We start from the raw sequence: 16,151 nt of genomic DNA, 5'->3' as shown, positions 1-16,151 counted from the left end.
TTTCCCCCTCTCCCCCGTGGGGAGAGGGCTGGGGTGAGGGGTGGATCTAAGCAGGCATACGCAATTTGACTTGAACACCGCCATCGACATTACCGATGCTCACCGCTCCACCATGCAACTTGACCACCTCTTCAACAAAATTAAGCCCCAACCCCGTGCTCTTGCGCCCGCTGTCCGGTCGCGGCAGGGAATAAAAACGTTCGCTCAATCGCGGCAACGCATAGTCGGGAATGGCCTCGGCCTGGTTGAACAGACTGAACTCAATTTGCTCCCCAATGCGTTCGGCGCTGAATCGCAGCAAGCCCAGAGCCGGGGTGAAATCCAAAGCGTTCTCCAGCAGATTCCCCAGCGCCTGCCGCAACAGGAACGGCTCACCGGTCAGCACCAGATCCGTTGCAATGGTTTGTTCCACGCGTAACTGCTTGCCTTCGATGCGCGCCGCCTGAGCGCTCAGCAATTCTTCTACCAACTTCGCCAGCGGCACCGCCACCCGCTCTTCCAGTCCTTGGCGCTGCTCGACCAGGGCCAGATTCAACAGGCGTTCGATCAACTGCTGCATCCGCGCGCTTTCGCTGTCGATGTTGCTGACAAAACGCTGCTGCTGAGCCAGCGGCATCTCGCCGTGCAGCAACTCTGCTGCGCCGCGAATCGCCGCCAGCGGGCTTTTCAGTTCGTGGGTCAATGTGTGCACGTAACGCTCGACATAGGCTTTGCCTTCGAGCTGCGTGCGCATCTGCTCCACCGCCGTCGCCAGCTGTTCCAGTTCGCCGCCACGGTAGTGCGGAACCTCGACCCGCCGGCCTTCACTGACTGCCTGTGCATAAGCCGTCAATCGCCGCAGCGCCGCGCTCAACCACCACGACAACAACGCGCCGAACAGCAGACCGAGGCCGATCAGCCCGGCCCCCCAGGCAAGCAATCGCCGTTCGGTGCGATCAACGTACGGCTGCAACGAGCTGTTGGGTTTGGCGACGGTAACCACGCCGATGATCTGGCCGTTGTCGCGAATCGGGGCGCCGACGTGCATCACTGAGGAATTCGGATCGTTTGGATCGCTGCGGCTGGAACGAGCGCCGTATTCGCCTCGCAGGGTCAGTAAAACGTCGTTCCAGCGTGAGTAATCCTGCCCCACTGCCACACCGCTGGAGTCCAGCACCACGACGCCTTTGGCATCAGTGACGTAAATGCGGTGGTTGACCTGATTCTTCGGCAATCCCCAGATGCTCGCCTTCGGTTGCCGTTCGCCATAAGCCTTGAGCAGTTCGGGCCAGCGGTTCTGGTTCAGGGTGCCGGCCTTGAAGTCGTCGCGCAGGATTTCGGCCATGAGATTGGCGGTGTCGACCAGCGTTTCTTCGGTGGACTGGCGCACGCCGGGACGGATTTCTTCCATCACGGTGTTCAGCACGAAGTAACCGGTCAGGCCGATGAACAGCACGTAGACCAGAAAAATCCGGATCCCCAGAGGCATCAGCTACGCCCCGGGCTATAGCTGTAGCCGAGGCCACGATGGGTCTGGATCGGTTCTGCGTCGGCTTTCACCTGGCGCAGTTTGGCGCGCACGCTCTTGATGTGGCTGTCGATGCTGCGCTCGTACCCGGCATCGGCGGCGACACCCAGCGCATCGAGCAATTGCTCGCGACTGAAGACGCGTTCGGGTTGGTCCAGCAGGCATTGCAACAGACGAAACTCATGGCGGGTCAGGGTTAGAAGCTGACCGCGATAGCTGATCTGCACCCGTTCGTTGTCAATGCGAAACAGCGCCGATGCCACCTCGGCGGTCGCTCGCGGCGCCACGCGTTTGAGAATCGCCCGGACCCGCGCCGCCACTTCCCGAGGGCTGAACGGCTTGACCACGTAATCGTCGGCACCGATTTCCAGCCCCACGACGCGATCGATTTCGGCATCACGGGCGCTAAGGAAGATCACCGGCACTTCGCTGAAACGCCGCAATTGCTTGCAGGTCTCGAAGCCGCTGATGTCCGGCAGACCAATGTCGAGAATGATCAGGTCAGCCGGGGTCTGGCGCTGATGGTCAAGCGCAGCCGCGCCAAGGCTCAGCCAGGTGGTGGTGAAGCCCTCGCCCTGCAAGGCGAAAACCAGGGTGTCGGCAATCGCCGCTTCGTCTTCGACAATCAGGATATGGGGCATGGCGTCCGAGCCCGGCAGTTAAGTGGGCGAACGGTGCCCCAAGGCTCACGTCACGTCAATGAGACCACTTGAAATCAGCAGTCTGGCTTGTCCGCCGTAAAGCGCCGTGCCGGGTTCACCGCCGCGCCGAACTCACGCAAGGCTTTGGCACCGATCAACAAAGGGTAGTTGAAGCTGCTGCGGTCGGTGAGGTTGACCTCCACGGTGCGCTTGACGTTGCCCAGGCACAGTTCCAGATCGACCACCGGACGCTTGGTGGGTTCGACCGCTTCGTTATCGTCCTCGTCTTCCTCGGAGCGGGTCTTGATCTTGCTGATCCGCGCGACCTTGTGTTCGTAGACCTTGTTGCTCGCGCCTTTGGTGGCGAGGCGGAAACGCACCCACTCGTCGCCATCGCGGGTAAAGGTTTCGATGTCTTTGGCCGACAGCGACGCGGTCAGGGCGCCGGTGTCCATCTTGGCCTTGAGGACTTCACCACCGATTTCCGGCAGCGCGATGTATTCGTAGCGCCCGTACAAGGTCGGCTCAGCGGCCAGGACCGGCAGGGCCACGAGGGAAAGCAGTGCAAGGAGGGATTTCACGTAATGGGCTTCCTTGAGGAAATTGGGGCGCAGATGCCAAATTCTAGACCGCAAAAAACAACGATAGTTGGATCAGTACAACCTTTGTGGCGAGGGAGCTTGCTCCCGTTCGGCTGCGCAGCAGTCGTGGTACGGCTCACAGGGTGTACCTGAAAAATTGAAGTGCATGATTGGGGGCCGCTTCGCAGCCCAGCGGGAGCAAGCTCCCTCGCCACAGAGATCTCATAACTCTGGGAGGTTAACGGTCCAAAGGTGAAACATTCGTCGTCACCAATTTGGCCTGCCGTCCGAAGCTGCTTATCATTGCGCGCCCAAAGGCTTTCAAGAGTTATTTATGCGCCGCCTGCTCACCGGCTGTTTCGTTACCCTGCTGCTGTTGCTCAACACCCTGGTCCTGTTCGGGCCGCTGATGGTGTTCGCCTTGCTCAAACTGGTCCTGCCCGGTCGCTTGCGTGATTACGCCTCATGGACGGTGATGGGGATTGCCGAGACCTGGGCCGAAATCGACAAGCTGATTTTCCGCCTGTGCATCCCCACGCAATGGGACATCCGTGGCGGCGATGACCTGCGGGTCGACACGTCGTATCTGGTGATCAGCAACCATCAATCCTGGGTCGATATCCCGGCGCTGATCCAGACGCTGAATCGCCGCACGCCGTTCTTCAAGTTCTTCCTCAAGAAAGAGCTGATCTGGGTGCCGTTCCTGGGGTTGGCGTGGTGGGCGCTGGATTACCCGTTCATGAAACGCTACACCAAGGCATTCCTGGCGAAGCACCCTGAGCTGGCCGGCAAGGATCTGGAGATCACCCAAGCAGCGTGCGAGTTGTACAAACGTCAGCCGGTGACGGTGGTCAATTACCTGGAAGGCACTCGCTTTACCGCTGCGAAACGTGCCCGGCAGCAATCACCCTTCACCCACCTGCTCAGGCCCAAGGCTGGCGGCGTGGCGTTTGTTCTGGCGGCAATGGGCGAACAGCTGGACGCCGTCCTTGATGTGACGGTGGTGTATCCGCAGCAGACGATTCCGGGTTTCTGGGATTTGCTCAGCGGCAACGTGCCGAAGGTCATCATCGACATCAAGACCCGCGAACTCGACCCGGCGCTGTGGCAAGGCGATTACGAAAACGATCCGCAGTTTCGCGAAACCATCCAGAACTGGGTCAACCAGCTCTGGATCGAGAAGGACCAGCGTATCGACGCATTGCGCGCCGAGCGCCGCTGAATCAGGTACCGGTGCCTGCGCCCCAGATCCCGCCCAGGTTTGTCAGCAGTGAGCCGCCGACGCCCTGCTGACCGAAAAATTGCAGAAGCACGGGGGCAAACAGGCCGATCATGCCAGTGTCCATGCCCAATGCGTTGAAGGCACTGTTCAGGTCGTTGGTGTTATTCAGGTTGCCCAAGACGTTGCCCAGACCTGCCGCTTGACCGGACGAGCCAAGCAAGCCGCTGAGGACACCCAGTTCACCGCCACCGGACAGTAAGTCGATTCCGGGCACGCTTTTGGACAACGCCGAGTAGTCGGTCGAACTCAATTGATTCTTCGCCAGACCGAGCATCGCCCCGGCACCGCCAATGGCTTGTTCTGGCGTCACGTTTAACTGGCTGAGGGCACTCAGCAGACCGGCCGTCTGCGCGGTCGTCGCAGTCGGCGCGGACGCGGCGGCGTCATCGTCCTGCGTGCCGGAGAGGGCATTGGCCGCATCGAACAGGCTGAACTGAGCAAAGACCGGACTGGCCGCCAGACACATCAGCGAAGCCAGTGCAAAACCGCGTGAAATCTTCATCCAGACATCCTCATGTGCCATGAAAACCGCCCGGCAATGGGCAGCGAAAAACCGTGTGTTTGACTGGCATCCCTGGGGATTGTTCCGAGTCTTGGCGAGCCCCCGACGAACAGTCGAAAAAGAATTTGCCAGCGCTGCATCCAGTCTGGCCTCGCCCGCGTATATCAAGCACGGACAGACATTCCTGGCCGATTCCCTGCACGAGGATCATCACCATGAAACGCACTTCGATCAAAACGCCGTTGATTGCCAGCCTGCTGACCCTGGCCCTTGGCGGCGGATTCGTCCTGAACACTGTGCAAGCGGCAGACACGAGCCACGCGGTCATCGTTGGCGGCCAAAGCATGATGCCGAGCAAAGACATCATCGATAACGCGGTGAACTCCGCCGACCACACCACCCTGGTCGCCGCCGTGAAAGCCGCTGGCCTGGTGGACACCCTCAAGGGCAAAGGCCCGTTCACCGTGTTCGCCCCGGTCAACTCGGCCTTCGCCGCCCTGCCGGCCGGCACGGTCGATACCCTGCTCAAACCCGCCAACAAGGCGACCCTGACTCACGTCCTCACCTACCACGTGGTCGCCGGGAAGCTCGACATGATCACCCTGGCCGAGAAGATCAAGGCTGGTGGCGGCACGGCCGAACTGACCACCGTCGCAGGCGGCAAGCTGTGGGCAATGATGAACGGTCCGCACAACATCACGATCAAGGATGAAAAAGGTGACGTCGCCGACATCACCACCTATGACGTGTACCAGTCCAACGGTGTGATTCAGGTCATCGACAAAGTACTGATGCCGAAAAGCTGAGGCGTGCCGCCGACCCTGCGCATCAGGGTCGGCGGTTTCCGAGGCGGCCGTCCGTGAATGGAACTACCGCGCACCGTGAACTAACCTCTGCCTGCAACCGGCACCTCACCCAGCCCGCTTCGATTGCCCGGAGAACTGCCATTCCCACCGCCGACGCCGATCAGCTCAGGCAGCTTCTGGCCCAGTGTTCACTGGGCGACCGCCGCGCTTTCGAGACGCTTTACCGCAGCGTCGGCCCACGGCTGCATGGCGTAGCGCTGCGGTTCATGGGGCGGCCGGATCTGGCTGAAGAAGTGTTGCAGGAAAGCTTCGTGCGCATCTGGAACAACGCCTCGCGCTACGACGCCCATCTGTCGGCGCCGCTGACCTGGATGATTAACATCACCCGTCATCAGGCCATCGATCAGTTGCGCAAACACCGCGACCGGCCGTTGAGCGACCTTGAAGAACAGGCGCTGGTGGATGAAAGCCCATCGGCCCACGAACAACTCAGCCGTGCCCGTGAGGCCACCGCGCTGAACCGCTGCCTGGAAAGCCTCGACGGCATGCAGCGTCAATCGATCACTGTGGCTTACTTTCAGGGGTTGTCCTGCTCTGAGCTCGCCGAACACCTGGCCGCGCCGCTGGGCTCGGTGAAATCCTGGATCCGTCGCGGTATGGAGCGACTGCGCAGGTGCCTTGAATCATGAACTATCAAACCCCCACCCTGCGCCGCGCCCTCGCCGCCGATTACGCCATTGGCTTGATGCCTTCTGCCGCTCGTCGGCGTTTCGAACAGCTGTTGCTGGAAGACGCGGCGCTTCGTGCTGAACTGGCGCAGTGGCAGGAACACCTCGCCAGTCTGACTGAAGCTTTGCCAGAGCAGCCGGTGCCGGATCGGGTGTGGCAGGGCATTACGGCGCGGATTGAGCCGCAAGTGCTGCACATGCCGGAAAAACGTCGGTTCTGGACCTGGTTGCGAGTGACGGCTGCCGTTTGCTCGCTGGTGATCGCCGTGACGTTGGGCGTGTTCTATAACCGCGACAGCGCGCGTTACAGCGCTACATTGCTGACCGCCGACGCGCAGCCTGCGTTGAAGGTTGAAGCGCATGAGGATTATTTGAACGTTGAGCCGCTGACGCTGGCAGCGGTTGATCCCGGGCGCAGTCTGGAGTTGTGGGCGATTCCGGCGGATGGCAAGCCGATTTCACTTGGGGTGATTCCGGCGGGCGGCAAGGGGCGCGTAGAGCTGAGCGATGTGCAGAAAGCGCTGATTGGCAAACCGATTGCGTTGGCAGTCAGTCTTGAACCGAAGGGCGGCTCGCCGACAGGGCAACCGACGGGACCGGTGTTGTATCAAGGGGCGTTGGCGGCCTTGTAAACCACCCCTCACCCTAGCCCTCCCGAAACGTCGGACCGCCCGGAGGTAGAGGGGACTGACCGAGTTGTTCTTCGAGCTACATCGACCTGAAATATCGAATCGAACTCAGGATCTGAAAGGCCCCCAATCTGCTCCCTTTCCCCTATGGGGAGAGGGCTGGGGTGAGGGGTGGCTCTCAGACTCACCAACAATTTTAGCCAAAAAAAAAACGGCGACCCTGGGGTCGCCGTTTTGTCTTGCGTGAAGCCTTACGCTGCGCTGAACAGTTTGTGCGGATCGATCACAAACTTCTTCGGCACGCCCGCATCGAACTCGCCATAACCACGTGGCGCGTCATCCAGGCTGATGACTTCCACACCCACGATGTCGGCAATGTGGATACGGTCCCACATGATCGCCTGCATCAGCTGGCGGTTGTACTTCATCACTGGCGTCTGGCCGGTGTGGAAGCTGTGGGATTTGGCCCAGCCCAGACCGAAGCGGATGCTCAGGCTGCCCATTTTCGCGGCTGCATCGACTGCACCCGGATCTTCAGTCACGTACAGGCCTGGGATACCGATTTTGCCGGCAACCCGAACCACACCCATCAGCGAGTTGAGCACGGTGGCCGGAGCCTCGTGTTTCACGCCGTCATGGCCGTGACCGCGCGCTTCGAAGCCCACGGCGTCGACGGCGCAATCCACTTCTGGCTCGCCCAGCAGTGCAGCGATCTGTTCGTGCAGCGGGGTGTCCAGGGACAGGTCGGCGATTTCGAAACCCTGAGCCTTGGCGTGTGCCAGGCGGACGGTATTGACGTCACCGATGATCACCACCGCTGCGCCCAACAGGCGAGCGGAAGCGGCGGCGGCCAGACCGACAGGACCAGCACCGGCGATGTACACGGTGCTGCCAGGGCCAACGCCGGCCGTCACTGCGCCGTGGTAACCGGTCGGCAGGATGTCGGAGAGGCAGGTCAGGTCACGGATTTTTTCCATCGCGCGATCGCGATCCGGGAGTTTCAGCAGGTTGAAGTCGGCATACGGCACCATCGCGTATTCAGCCTGGCCGCCGGTCCAGTCGCCCATGTCGACATAACCGTACGCACCGCCCGGACGCGCCGGGTTAACGCTGAGGCAAACACCGGTGTGCATTTCCTTGCAGGAACGGCAGCGCCCGCAAGCCACGTTGAACGGCACCGACACCAGGTCGCCGATTTGCAGGTTTTCGACGTCGCTGCCCTTCTCGATCACTTCACCGGTGATCTCGTGGCCCAGTACCAGGCCGGTTTGAGCGGTAGTACGGCCACGCACCATGTGCTGGTCGGAACCACAGATGTTGGTGGAAACCACACGCAGGATGACAGCGTGATTAATCTTCCTGCCGCGCGGGTCCTGCATTTTCGGATAGTCGATTTTCTGTATTTCGACTTTGCCATTGCCGAGATACACCACACCACGATTGCCAGACATGCTTTCACCTCGCTGTTGTTTTTATGTAGCGGTCGCGTCGCCAAGGATCGGCGGCGCGTTGATTGCTCGGGTAGATCACTCGGCAGTTAAAGAACAACCGTTCTGTTCGCGTTCAAAAACACTCGTCTTTCAATGTGATAACCAACAGCCCGCGCCAACGTCAGCCCTTCGATATCCCGCCCCTTGGCGATCAAATCTTCCGGGTAATGACTGTGGTCCACGGCCTCTACGCCCTGGGCGATGATCGGGCCTTCGTCCAGGTCGTTGTTGATGTAGTGCGCCGTGGCGCCGACCAGTTTCACGCCCTTGTTGTAGGCCTGGTGATAAGGCTTGGCGCCCTTGAAACCGGGCAGCAGGGAGTGATGGATATTGATCGCCTTGCCGTCGAGTTTGCGGCACAGCTCGGGCGACAGGACTTGCATGTAGCGGGCGAGAATCACCAGTTCGGCGCCGGACTCTTCGATCACCTGCCAGACCTGACGCTCCTGGGACGGTTTGTCGTTCGGGTCCAGCGGGAAGTGGTGGTACGGAATCTGGTGCCAGTCCGCCAACGGCTTGAGGTCCGGGTGGTTGGAAACCACGGCGGCCACGTCCATCGACAATTGACCGATGCGCTGGCGGTAGAGCAAATCGTTGAGGCAGTGATCGGCCTTGGAGACCATGATCACCACTTTCGGGCGGTAGTTCGGCGCGGTCAGTTCGAAGATCATGCCGAAGGCTTGGCCGCGTTCTTCGAGGCCGGCGCGGAAGGCTTGTTCGTCGAAGCCGTCGGGCTGACGGAATTCCACACGAATGAAGAAGCGACCGGAGAGCCGATCATCGAAGGAATGGTGTTCGGTGACGTAGCAGCCCTGCTCGAACAGAAAGCGGGTCACCGCGTCCACGGTGCCGAGAACGCTTGGGCAGTCGGCGGTCAGAATCCATGTGTCTGGGGCGCGGCTCATAGTGCGGTGACTCCTGTTCATTGTGCTGGGTGTCAGGGAAATCCACCCCTCACCCTAGCCCTCTCCCAGAGGTAGAGGGGACTGACCGAGTTGTTCTTAGAGCTACATCGACCTGAAATACCGAGTCGAACTCAGGTCTTGAAAACTGCGGAGATCTGCCCCCTTTCCCCCTCTCCCCTCTTGGGAGAGGGTTGGGGTGAGGGGTGGCTTTTAAGCCTGAACACTCAAGCCGTATTCAGCCGCAGCATCCTGCAACCACAACCACCAGTAATCCGAGAAGCTGCGACGAATCAGCAGTTCCCAGGTGTCTTCGGCGGTATGGCGGATCATCAGTTGCGACTTGGCAAACACGGTGCCCACAGCCTTGCCCACCGGGAAGCTGTTCGGGTGCACGTCGTAGCTGGTGGACTTCATCAGCACCTGGCGCACGTTCGGGCCGCTCAGTTCGAGGAGCTGCTGGCCGCCACTGACGTTGGTGATCGCGATGTGCAGGTCGCCCAGCGCTTTACGCAGTTTTTGCTCGGCGGCGAATTCTTCACCGGTCGGCACGATCAGCAGCCATTCATCCGGCCCCATCCATTGCAGGCTGGTTTCGCCTTTGACGATAACGGTCAGCGCGCCCGGCAATTCGATACCGAGGGCTTTGTGCACACCGGCAGCGAACGCGGCATCGTGGCCATCGCCACGAATGGTCAGGTGGCCGAGGAGTTTTTTCTCACGCACGATCACGCCGGCGCTTTTGCGGCCCTTGCCCACCAGGCTGGCGAGGTCGGCATGATGCAGCGACGACTCGGCCTTGGCCCCAGTGGTTGGGCGTTGTTGGTAAACATTGGCTGCGGTCATAAAGCACCTGTCCTGAATTCTTTTTGTACTCCCTGTGGAAGCAGCGTTGCCGCCATCGCGAGCAAGCTCGCTCCCACAGGGAATCGCTGTGTCAGACGTTCTGGCGATCGCCTTTCGGATCGAAGAACACCGAAGAAACGATTTCCGCTTCGATCACGCTGCCATCGGCCAGCGGTGCGAACACGCGCTCACCGATACGCTTCAAGCCGCCCTTCACAACACCCATGGCAAACGAATAACCGAGGGAGTTGTGCAAGTAGCTGGAGGTCACGTGGCCGACCATGGTCATCGGGATCGCCTGCTTGGTGTTGAACACCAGTTGCGCACCTTCTGGCAGCCATTTGGTCGGATCGATCGGCTTCAGGCCCACCAACTGTTTGCGCTGATCACGCACGCAGTCTTCACGGTTCATGCCACGCTGGCCGATCCACGAGAACGGTTTGGTGCGACCGACACACCAGCCCATGTTCAGGTCATCCGGGGTCATCGAGCTGTCAGTGTCCTGACCGACGATGATGAAGCCCTTCTCCGCACGCAGTACGTGCATGGTTTCGGTGCCATATGGCGTCAGGTTGTACTGCTTGCCGGCCTCGACGATTTTCTCGAGCACGCCCATTGCATAGTCGGCCTGCACGTTGACTTCGTACGACAGTTCACCGGTAAACGAAATCCGGAACACCCGCGCTGGTACGCCGCCGACCAGACCTTCTTTCCAGGTCATGAACGGGAACGCTTCGTTGCTCAGATCGATGTCGGTGACTTCGCTGAGCAGCTTGCGGCTGTTCGGCCCGGACAGGGTCATGGTTGCCCAGTGATCCGTCACGGACGTGAAGTACACCTTCAGGTCTGGCCACTCGGTCTGATGATAGATTTCCAGCCATTGCAGCACGCGTGCAGCGCCGCCGGTGGTGGTGGTCATCACGAAGTGGTTGTCGGCGAGGCAGGCGGTTACGCCGTCGTCGAAGACCATGCCGTCTTCTTTGCACATCAGGCCGTAACGGGCCTTGCCCACGTCGAGCTTGGTCCAGGCGTTGGTGTAGATGCGGTTGAGGAACTCACGGCAATCCGGGCCCTGGATGTCGATTTTGCCCAGGGTCGAAGCGTCCAGCAGGCCAACGCTGTCGCGCACGGCTTTGCATTCGCGCTTCACGGCGGTATGCAGGTCTTCACCGTTTTTCGGGAAGTACCAAGGACGTTTCCACTGACCGACGTCTTCGAACTCGGCGCCGTTCTTCACGTGCCAGTGATGCAGCGCGGTGAAACGCACAGGCTCGAAGATGTGCCCACAGTGACGGCCGGCTACAGCACCGAAAGTGACCGGCGTGTAGTTCGGACGGAACATGGTGGTGCCCATCTGCGGGATGGTCACGTTCAGCGAACGGGCGGCGATGGCCAGACCGTTGACGTTGCCGAGCTTGCCCTGGTCAGTACCGAAGCCCAGTGCGGTGTAGCGTTTGACGTGCTCGACCGACTCGAAGCCTTCGCGGGTCGCCAGTTCGATGGCGGCCGCGGTGACGTCGTTTTGCAGGTCGACGAATTGCTTCGGCGCCCGTGCGGTGGCTTTTTCGTGGGGCACCTGGAACAGCGCCAGTGTTGGCTCTTCCAGACGGCTCAGGGCTTTCGGCAAGGTGCCTTCGACCACGCTGAAACCGGCTTCGCTGGCTGCGCGAGCGCCGCCTTCAAAACCATCGGCCAGGGAATCGCCGAGACCGTAGACGCCGTTGATGCCACCGACGCACACGCGTTTCTGCGGTGCTTCGCCCGGTACGAAACCGAGGATGTCTTCACGCCAGATCGGCTTGCCACCCAAGTGCGACGCCAGGTGAACCACCGGGCTGTAACCGCCGGAGCTGGCAACCAGGTCGCATTCAAGCCACTCACCTGGGCTGGTCACGGTGTGCGCTTTGACATCGATCGCGGCAACGCGAGCGGCGGTCACGTGCTTGCTGCCACGGGCCTCGATCACGGCGCTGCCGGTCAGGATGCGGATGCCTTTGGCGCGCGCTTCTTCAACCAGCGCACCGCGCGGATTGCTGCGGGCATCGGCAATGGCGACAACTTGCAGGCTGGCGTCGAGCCAATCCAGAGCAACGCGATAGGCGTGATCGTTGTTGGTCGACAGCACCAGTTTTTTGCCCGGAGCCACGCCGTAACGACGCACGTAAGTCGACACAGCGCCGGCGAGCATGTTGCCCGGCACGTCGTTGTTGCCGTAAACCAGCGGACGCTCGTGAGTACCGGTCGCCAGCACTACACGCTTGGCGCGAACGCGGTGGATGCGCTGACGTACCTGGCCAATCGGGGCGCGGTCGCCGAGGTGATCGGTCAGACGCTCGTGAATGGTCAGGAAGTTATGGTCGTGGTAACCGTTGACCGTGGCGCGCGGCAACAGCAGCACGTCCGGGGTGTCTTTCAGTTCAGCGATGACGCTGGCGACCCATTCGGCGGCCGGTTTGCCGTCGAGGCTTTCGCGGGAATCGAGCAGGCTGCCGCCGAACTCTTCCTGTTCATCGGCGAGGATTACGCGCGCACCGCTGCGGGCAGCCGCCAGTGCAGCGGCCAGGCCAGCAGGGCCACCGCCGACGATCAGCACGTCGCAGTGCTGGTTCATGTAGTCGTAGGTGTCCGGATCGTTCTCGGTCGGCGAGCGGCCAAGACCGGCGGCCTTACGAATGTACTTCTCGTAAGTCATCCAGAACGATTGCGGGTACATGAAAGTTTTGTAGTAGAAGCCCGGCGGCATCAGCTTGCCGCCGACCTTGCCGAGAATCCCCATCATGTCGTTGTTCACGCTCGGCCAGCCGTTGGTGCTGGTGGCGACCAAACCTTGATACAGCGCTTGTTGCGTGGCGCGTACGTTCGGGATCTGCGTGGCTTCGGTCGCGCCGATCTGCAGCACGGCGTTCGGCTCTTCGGCACCGGCGGCAAAGATGCCGCGCGGACGGGAATACTTGAAGCTGCGACCGATGATGTCCACACCGTTGGCCAGCAAGGCGGCGGCCAGGGAGTCGCCCTCAAAGCCTTTGTAGCTCTGGCCGTTGAAGGTGAAGCTCAGCACTTTGTTGCGGTCGATCCGTCCGCCGTTGGACAGGCGATTGATCTGGCTCATACCTTCTCTCCCAGAGCCGTGGCGGCCGCTTTCGGGCTATCGGTCTTGTCGGTGAACTGCGGCTTGGCGCCGATCTTGTAAGTCTCGAGAATCTCGTAGGTCACGGTGTCACGGGTGGCGTTGAAGTACTGACGGCAACCGGCGACGTGATCCCACAGCTCGTGGTGCAGACCGCGAGGGTTATCGCGGAAGAACATGTAGTCGCCCCACTCCTCGTCGGTGCAGTTGGTCGGATCCAGTGGACGCGGGATGTGCGCCTGGCCGGATGCGTGGAATTCCTCTTCGGAGCGCAGTTCGCCGCAGTGAGGACAGAAGATATGCAACATGGGGATTTCTCCTGTTAGTGGGCAACCGCAGCAGCGCCGTGTTCATCGATCAACGCACCGTTGTGGAAACGGTCGATGGAGAAAGGTGCAGCCAATGGGTGCATTTCACCCTTGGCCAGACTCGCGGCAAACACGTTGCCCGAGCCAGGTGTTGCCTTGAAGCCACCGGTGCCCCAACCGCAGTTGAAGAACATGTTCGGCACCGGGGTTTTCGAGATGATCGGGCATGCGTCCGGCGTGGTGTCGACGATGCCGCCCCACTGACGGTTCATGCGCACGCGGGACAACACCGGGAACATCTCGACGATGGCCTGAATGGTGTGCTCGATCACCGGGTACGAACCACGCTGGCCGTAGCCGTTGTAGCCGTCGATGCCGGCGCCGATCACCAGGTCGCCCTTGTCGGACTGGCTGATGTAACCGTGTACGGCGTTGGACATGATCACGCTGTCGATAATCGGCTTGATCGGCTCGGACACCAGCGCTTGCAGCGGGTGCGATTCGATCGGCAGACGGAAACCGGCGAGCTTGGCCATGTGCCCGGAGTTACCGGCAGTGACCACACCAACGCGCTTGGCGCCGATGAAGCCTTTGTTGGTTTCAACACCGATGCACACGCCGTTTTCCTTGCGGAAGCCGATCACTTCGGTCTGTTGAATCAGGTCAACGCCCAAGGCGTCGGCGGCACGGGCAAAGCCCCAGGCCACGGCATCGTGACGAGCCACGCCGCCGCGACGCTGGACGGTAGCGCCCATCACCGGGTAGCGAGTGTTCTTGGAGCAGTCGAGGTAAGGAATCTCGTCGGCCACTTGTTTGGCATCGAGCAGTTCGCCGTCCACGCCGTTGAGGCGGTTGGCGCTGACACGACGCTCGGAATCACGGATGTCTTGAAGCGTGTGGCACAGGTTGTAAACGCCGCGCTGGGAGAACATCACGTTGTAGTTCAGGTCCTGGGACAGGCCTTCCCACAATTTCATTGCGTGTTCATACAGGTGCGCCGACTCGTCCCACAGGTAGTTGGAGCGAACGATGGTGGTGTTGCGCGCAGTGTTACCGCCGCCCAGCCAGCCTTTCTCGACCACGGCCACGTTAGTGATGCCGTGCTCTTTGGCCAGGTAGTAGGCGGTCGCCAGACCATGCCCGCCACCGCCGACGATGACCACGTCATAGACCTTTTTAGGGGTCGGCGTGCGCCACATCTTCTGCCAGTTTTCGTGATGGCTGAGGGAGTGTTTGAAGAGGCCGAAGCCCGAGTAGCGTTGCATAGTCATTTACTCCAAAACCGCGCTCAGCGATAAACCGGGAAGTCCGCGCACAGGGCCGAAACTTGCTGCGCAACATTGGCCTCGACGTCGGCGTCGCCGAGGTTGTCGAGGATGTCGCAGATCCAGCCGGCCAGCGTGACGCACTGGGTAACCTTGAAGCCGCGAGTGGTCACCGCCGGGGTGCCGATGCGCAGGCCGGAGGTCACGAACGGCGACTGTGGATCGTTCGGGACAGCGTTCTTGTTCACGGTGATGTGGGCGCGACCGAGTGCTGCATCCGCCTCTTTGCCGGTGAGGCCCTGACGGATCAGGCTGACCAGGAACAGGTGGTTATCGGTACCGCCGGACACTACATCGTAGCCGCGTTTGATAAATACGCCGGCCATGGCCTGGGCGTTGTCGATCACTTGTTGCTGGTAAACCTTGAAACCTGGCTCCAGCGCTTCCTTGAAGCACACCGCTTTACCAGCGATGACGTGCATCAGCGGGCCGCCCTGTGCACCCGGGAACACTGCGGCGTTGAGCTTTTTCTCGATTTCTTCGTTGGCCTTGCACAGGATCAGGCCGCCACGTGGACCGCGCAGGGTCTTGTGGGTGGTGGTGGTCACCACGTCGGCGTACGGCAGCGGATTCGGGTACAGGCCGGCAGCGACCAGACCTGCAACGTGAGCCATGTCGACGAACAGCAGGGCACCGACCTTGTCGGCGATCTGACGGAAGCGTGGGAAGTCGAGGGTCTTGGAGTAAGCAGAGAAGCCGGCGACGATCATCTTCGGCTTGCACTCGACGGCCAGGCGCTCGACTTCGTCGTAGTCGATCAGACCGGTTTTGGTGTCGATGCCGTACTGCACGGCGTTGTACAGCTTGCCCGAGGACGACACTTTGGCGCCGTGGGTCAGGTGACCGCCGTGGGCCAGGCTCATGCCGAGGATGGTGTCGCCGGCCTGCAGCAGAGCCAGGTAAACGGCGCTGTTGGCCGAGGAACCGGAATGCGGCTGCACGTTGGCGTAATCAGCACCGAACAGCTGCTTGGCGCGTTCGATGGCCAGTGCTTCAACTTTATCGACGTGTTCGCAGCCACCGTAGTAGCGCTTGCCCGGATAGCCTTCGGCGTATTTGTTGGTCAGGCCACTGCCTTGCGCTTCCATGACGCGTTTGCTGGTGTAGTTCTCTGACGCGATCAGCTCGATGTGATCTTCCTGGCGTTGCTCCTCGGCATTCATCGCCGCCAGCAGTGCATCGTCGTAACCCTTGATCTGGTCTTGCTTGCTGAACATCGCGTCTCTCCCAGCGGCATCTATGCGCCATTCGTCTCGGTAAGGCACGCGTTTCGGCAGTGCCCTTTGATAGCGATGGTATGACCGGCGCAGACAGGCCAAATGCCTACGGACGCCACGCAAAGGTGCGTTTACGACATGGGCCGAAATGCTTGACCGGACACGATCCCCGAACCAGCAGAGATCCCTGTGGGAGCGGGCTTGCTCGCGAATGCGGTGTGCCAGTCGACAACAATGCTGAATGACACACCGCATTCGCG

General features: G+C 60.9%; 15 protein-coding genes. 4 read left to right on the top strand and 11 right to left on the bottom strand.

Annotated elements, in window-relative coordinates:
- Positions 1-46 precede the first annotated feature (46 nt).
- From creC to KGB23_RS12085, 3 genes are all read right to left on the bottom strand, one after another.
- Positions 47-1,468: a two-component system sensor histidine kinase CreC gene (gene creC / locus KGB23_RS12095; RefSeq protein ID WP_223431244.1), complete on the bottom strand. Its 1,422-nt coding sequence runs from the start codon at positions 1,466-1,468 to the stop codon at positions 47-49.
- Entirely contained in the window at positions 1,468-2,148 is a 681-nt protein-coding gene (gene creB / locus KGB23_RS12090) for a two-component system response regulator CreB (RefSeq protein WP_223431243.1), read from the bottom strand. Before creB ends, creC begins: the two co-directional genes overlap by 1 nt.
- A 74-nt stretch (positions 2,149-2,222) precedes the next feature.
- The gene (locus tag KGB23_RS12085) at positions 2,223-2,729 is read right to left on the bottom strand and encodes an ATP-dependent zinc protease (protein WP_095127169.1); all 507 of its coding nucleotides are present in this window, start codon (positions 2,727-2,729) and stop codon (positions 2,223-2,225) included.
- A 334-nt stretch (positions 2,730-3,063) separates the two neighbouring features.
- Between KGB23_RS12085 and KGB23_RS12080 the strand changes: the two genes are divergently transcribed.
- Entirely contained in the window at positions 3,064-3,951 is an 888-nt protein-coding gene (locus tag KGB23_RS12080) for an acyltransferase (RefSeq protein WP_223431242.1), read from the top strand.
- 1 nt (position 3,952) lies between these two features.
- Here KGB23_RS12080 and KGB23_RS12075 read toward each other — a convergent pair whose 3' ends face one another.
- A complete protein-coding gene (locus KGB23_RS12075) occupies positions 3,953-4,513 on the bottom strand; it encodes a DUF2780 domain-containing protein (protein WP_223431241.1) in 561 nt (186 codons plus the stop codon).
- Positions 4,514-4,728: 215 nt separating this feature from the next.
- Between KGB23_RS12075 and KGB23_RS12070 the strand changes: the two genes are divergently transcribed.
- From KGB23_RS12070 to KGB23_RS12060, 3 genes are read left to right on the top strand one after another with little or no spacing between them, the layout of a single operon-like run.
- Complete coding sequence (locus KGB23_RS12070) at positions 4,729-5,319, top strand: fasciclin domain-containing protein (RefSeq protein WP_223431240.1); 591 nt, start codon at positions 4,729-4,731, stop codon at positions 5,317-5,319.
- A 53-nt stretch (positions 5,320-5,372) separates the two neighbouring features.
- Positions 5,373-6,008 (top strand): RNA polymerase sigma factor, encoded by a 636-nt coding sequence (locus KGB23_RS12065; RefSeq protein WP_223431239.1) that lies wholly within the window; start codon positions 5,373-5,375, stop codon positions 6,006-6,008.
- The gene (locus KGB23_RS12060) at positions 6,005-6,679 is read left to right on the top strand and encodes an anti-sigma factor domain-containing protein (protein ID WP_223431238.1); all 675 of its coding nucleotides are present in this window, start codon (positions 6,005-6,007) and stop codon (positions 6,677-6,679) included. The genes KGB23_RS12065 and KGB23_RS12060 overlap by 4 nt, the downstream gene beginning before the upstream one ends.
- A gap of 248 nt (positions 6,680-6,927) precedes the next feature.
- On the opposite strand, the gene fdhA is transcribed toward KGB23_RS12060, so the two are convergent.
- The 7 genes from fdhA to glyA all read right to left on the bottom strand — a co-directional run bounded on the left by fdhA (position 6,928) and on the right by glyA (position 15,891).
- Positions 6,928-8,127, bottom strand: coding sequence for a formaldehyde dehydrogenase, glutathione-independent (gene fdhA, locus KGB23_RS12055; protein WP_007947729.1), 1,200 nt, complete (start codon positions 8,125-8,127; stop codon positions 6,928-6,930).
- An 86-nt stretch (positions 8,128-8,213) separates the two neighbouring features.
- A complete protein-coding gene (purU, locus tag KGB23_RS12050) occupies positions 8,214-9,071 on the bottom strand; it encodes a formyltetrahydrofolate deformylase (RefSeq protein ID WP_046045318.1) in 858 nt (285 codons plus the stop codon).
- Positions 9,072-9,281: 210 nt separating this feature from the next.
- Entirely contained in the window at positions 9,282-9,914 is a 633-nt protein-coding gene (locus tag KGB23_RS12045; RefSeq protein ID WP_046045317.1) for a sarcosine oxidase subunit gamma, read from the bottom strand.
- 91 nt (positions 9,915-10,005) lie between these two features.
- Complete coding sequence (locus KGB23_RS12040) at positions 10,006-13,023, bottom strand: sarcosine oxidase subunit alpha (RefSeq protein WP_223431237.1); 3,018 nt, start codon at positions 13,021-13,023, stop codon at positions 10,006-10,008.
- Positions 13,020-13,349, bottom strand: coding sequence for a sarcosine oxidase subunit delta (locus tag KGB23_RS12035; RefSeq protein ID WP_123368610.1), 330 nt, complete (start codon positions 13,347-13,349; stop codon positions 13,020-13,022). The genes KGB23_RS12040 and KGB23_RS12035 overlap by 4 nt, the downstream gene beginning before the upstream one ends.
- 14 nt (positions 13,350-13,363) lie before the next feature.
- Entirely contained in the window at positions 13,364-14,614 is a 1,251-nt protein-coding gene (locus tag KGB23_RS12030; RefSeq protein WP_007947735.1) for a sarcosine oxidase subunit beta, read from the bottom strand.
- A 23-nt stretch (positions 14,615-14,637) separates the two neighbouring features.
- Positions 14,638-15,891, bottom strand: a complete 1,254-nt coding sequence (gene glyA, locus KGB23_RS12025; protein ID WP_223431236.1) for a serine hydroxymethyltransferase — start codon at positions 15,889-15,891, stop codon at positions 14,638-14,640.
- Positions 15,892-16,151: the final 260 nt, after the last annotated feature.

Source organism: Pseudomonas sp. GL-B-26 (assembly GCF_019947405.1).
Taxonomy (GTDB): Bacteria; Pseudomonadota; Gammaproteobacteria; order Pseudomonadales; family Pseudomonadaceae; genus Aquipseudomonas.
This window is presented reverse-complemented; position numbering and strand designations above follow the sequence as displayed.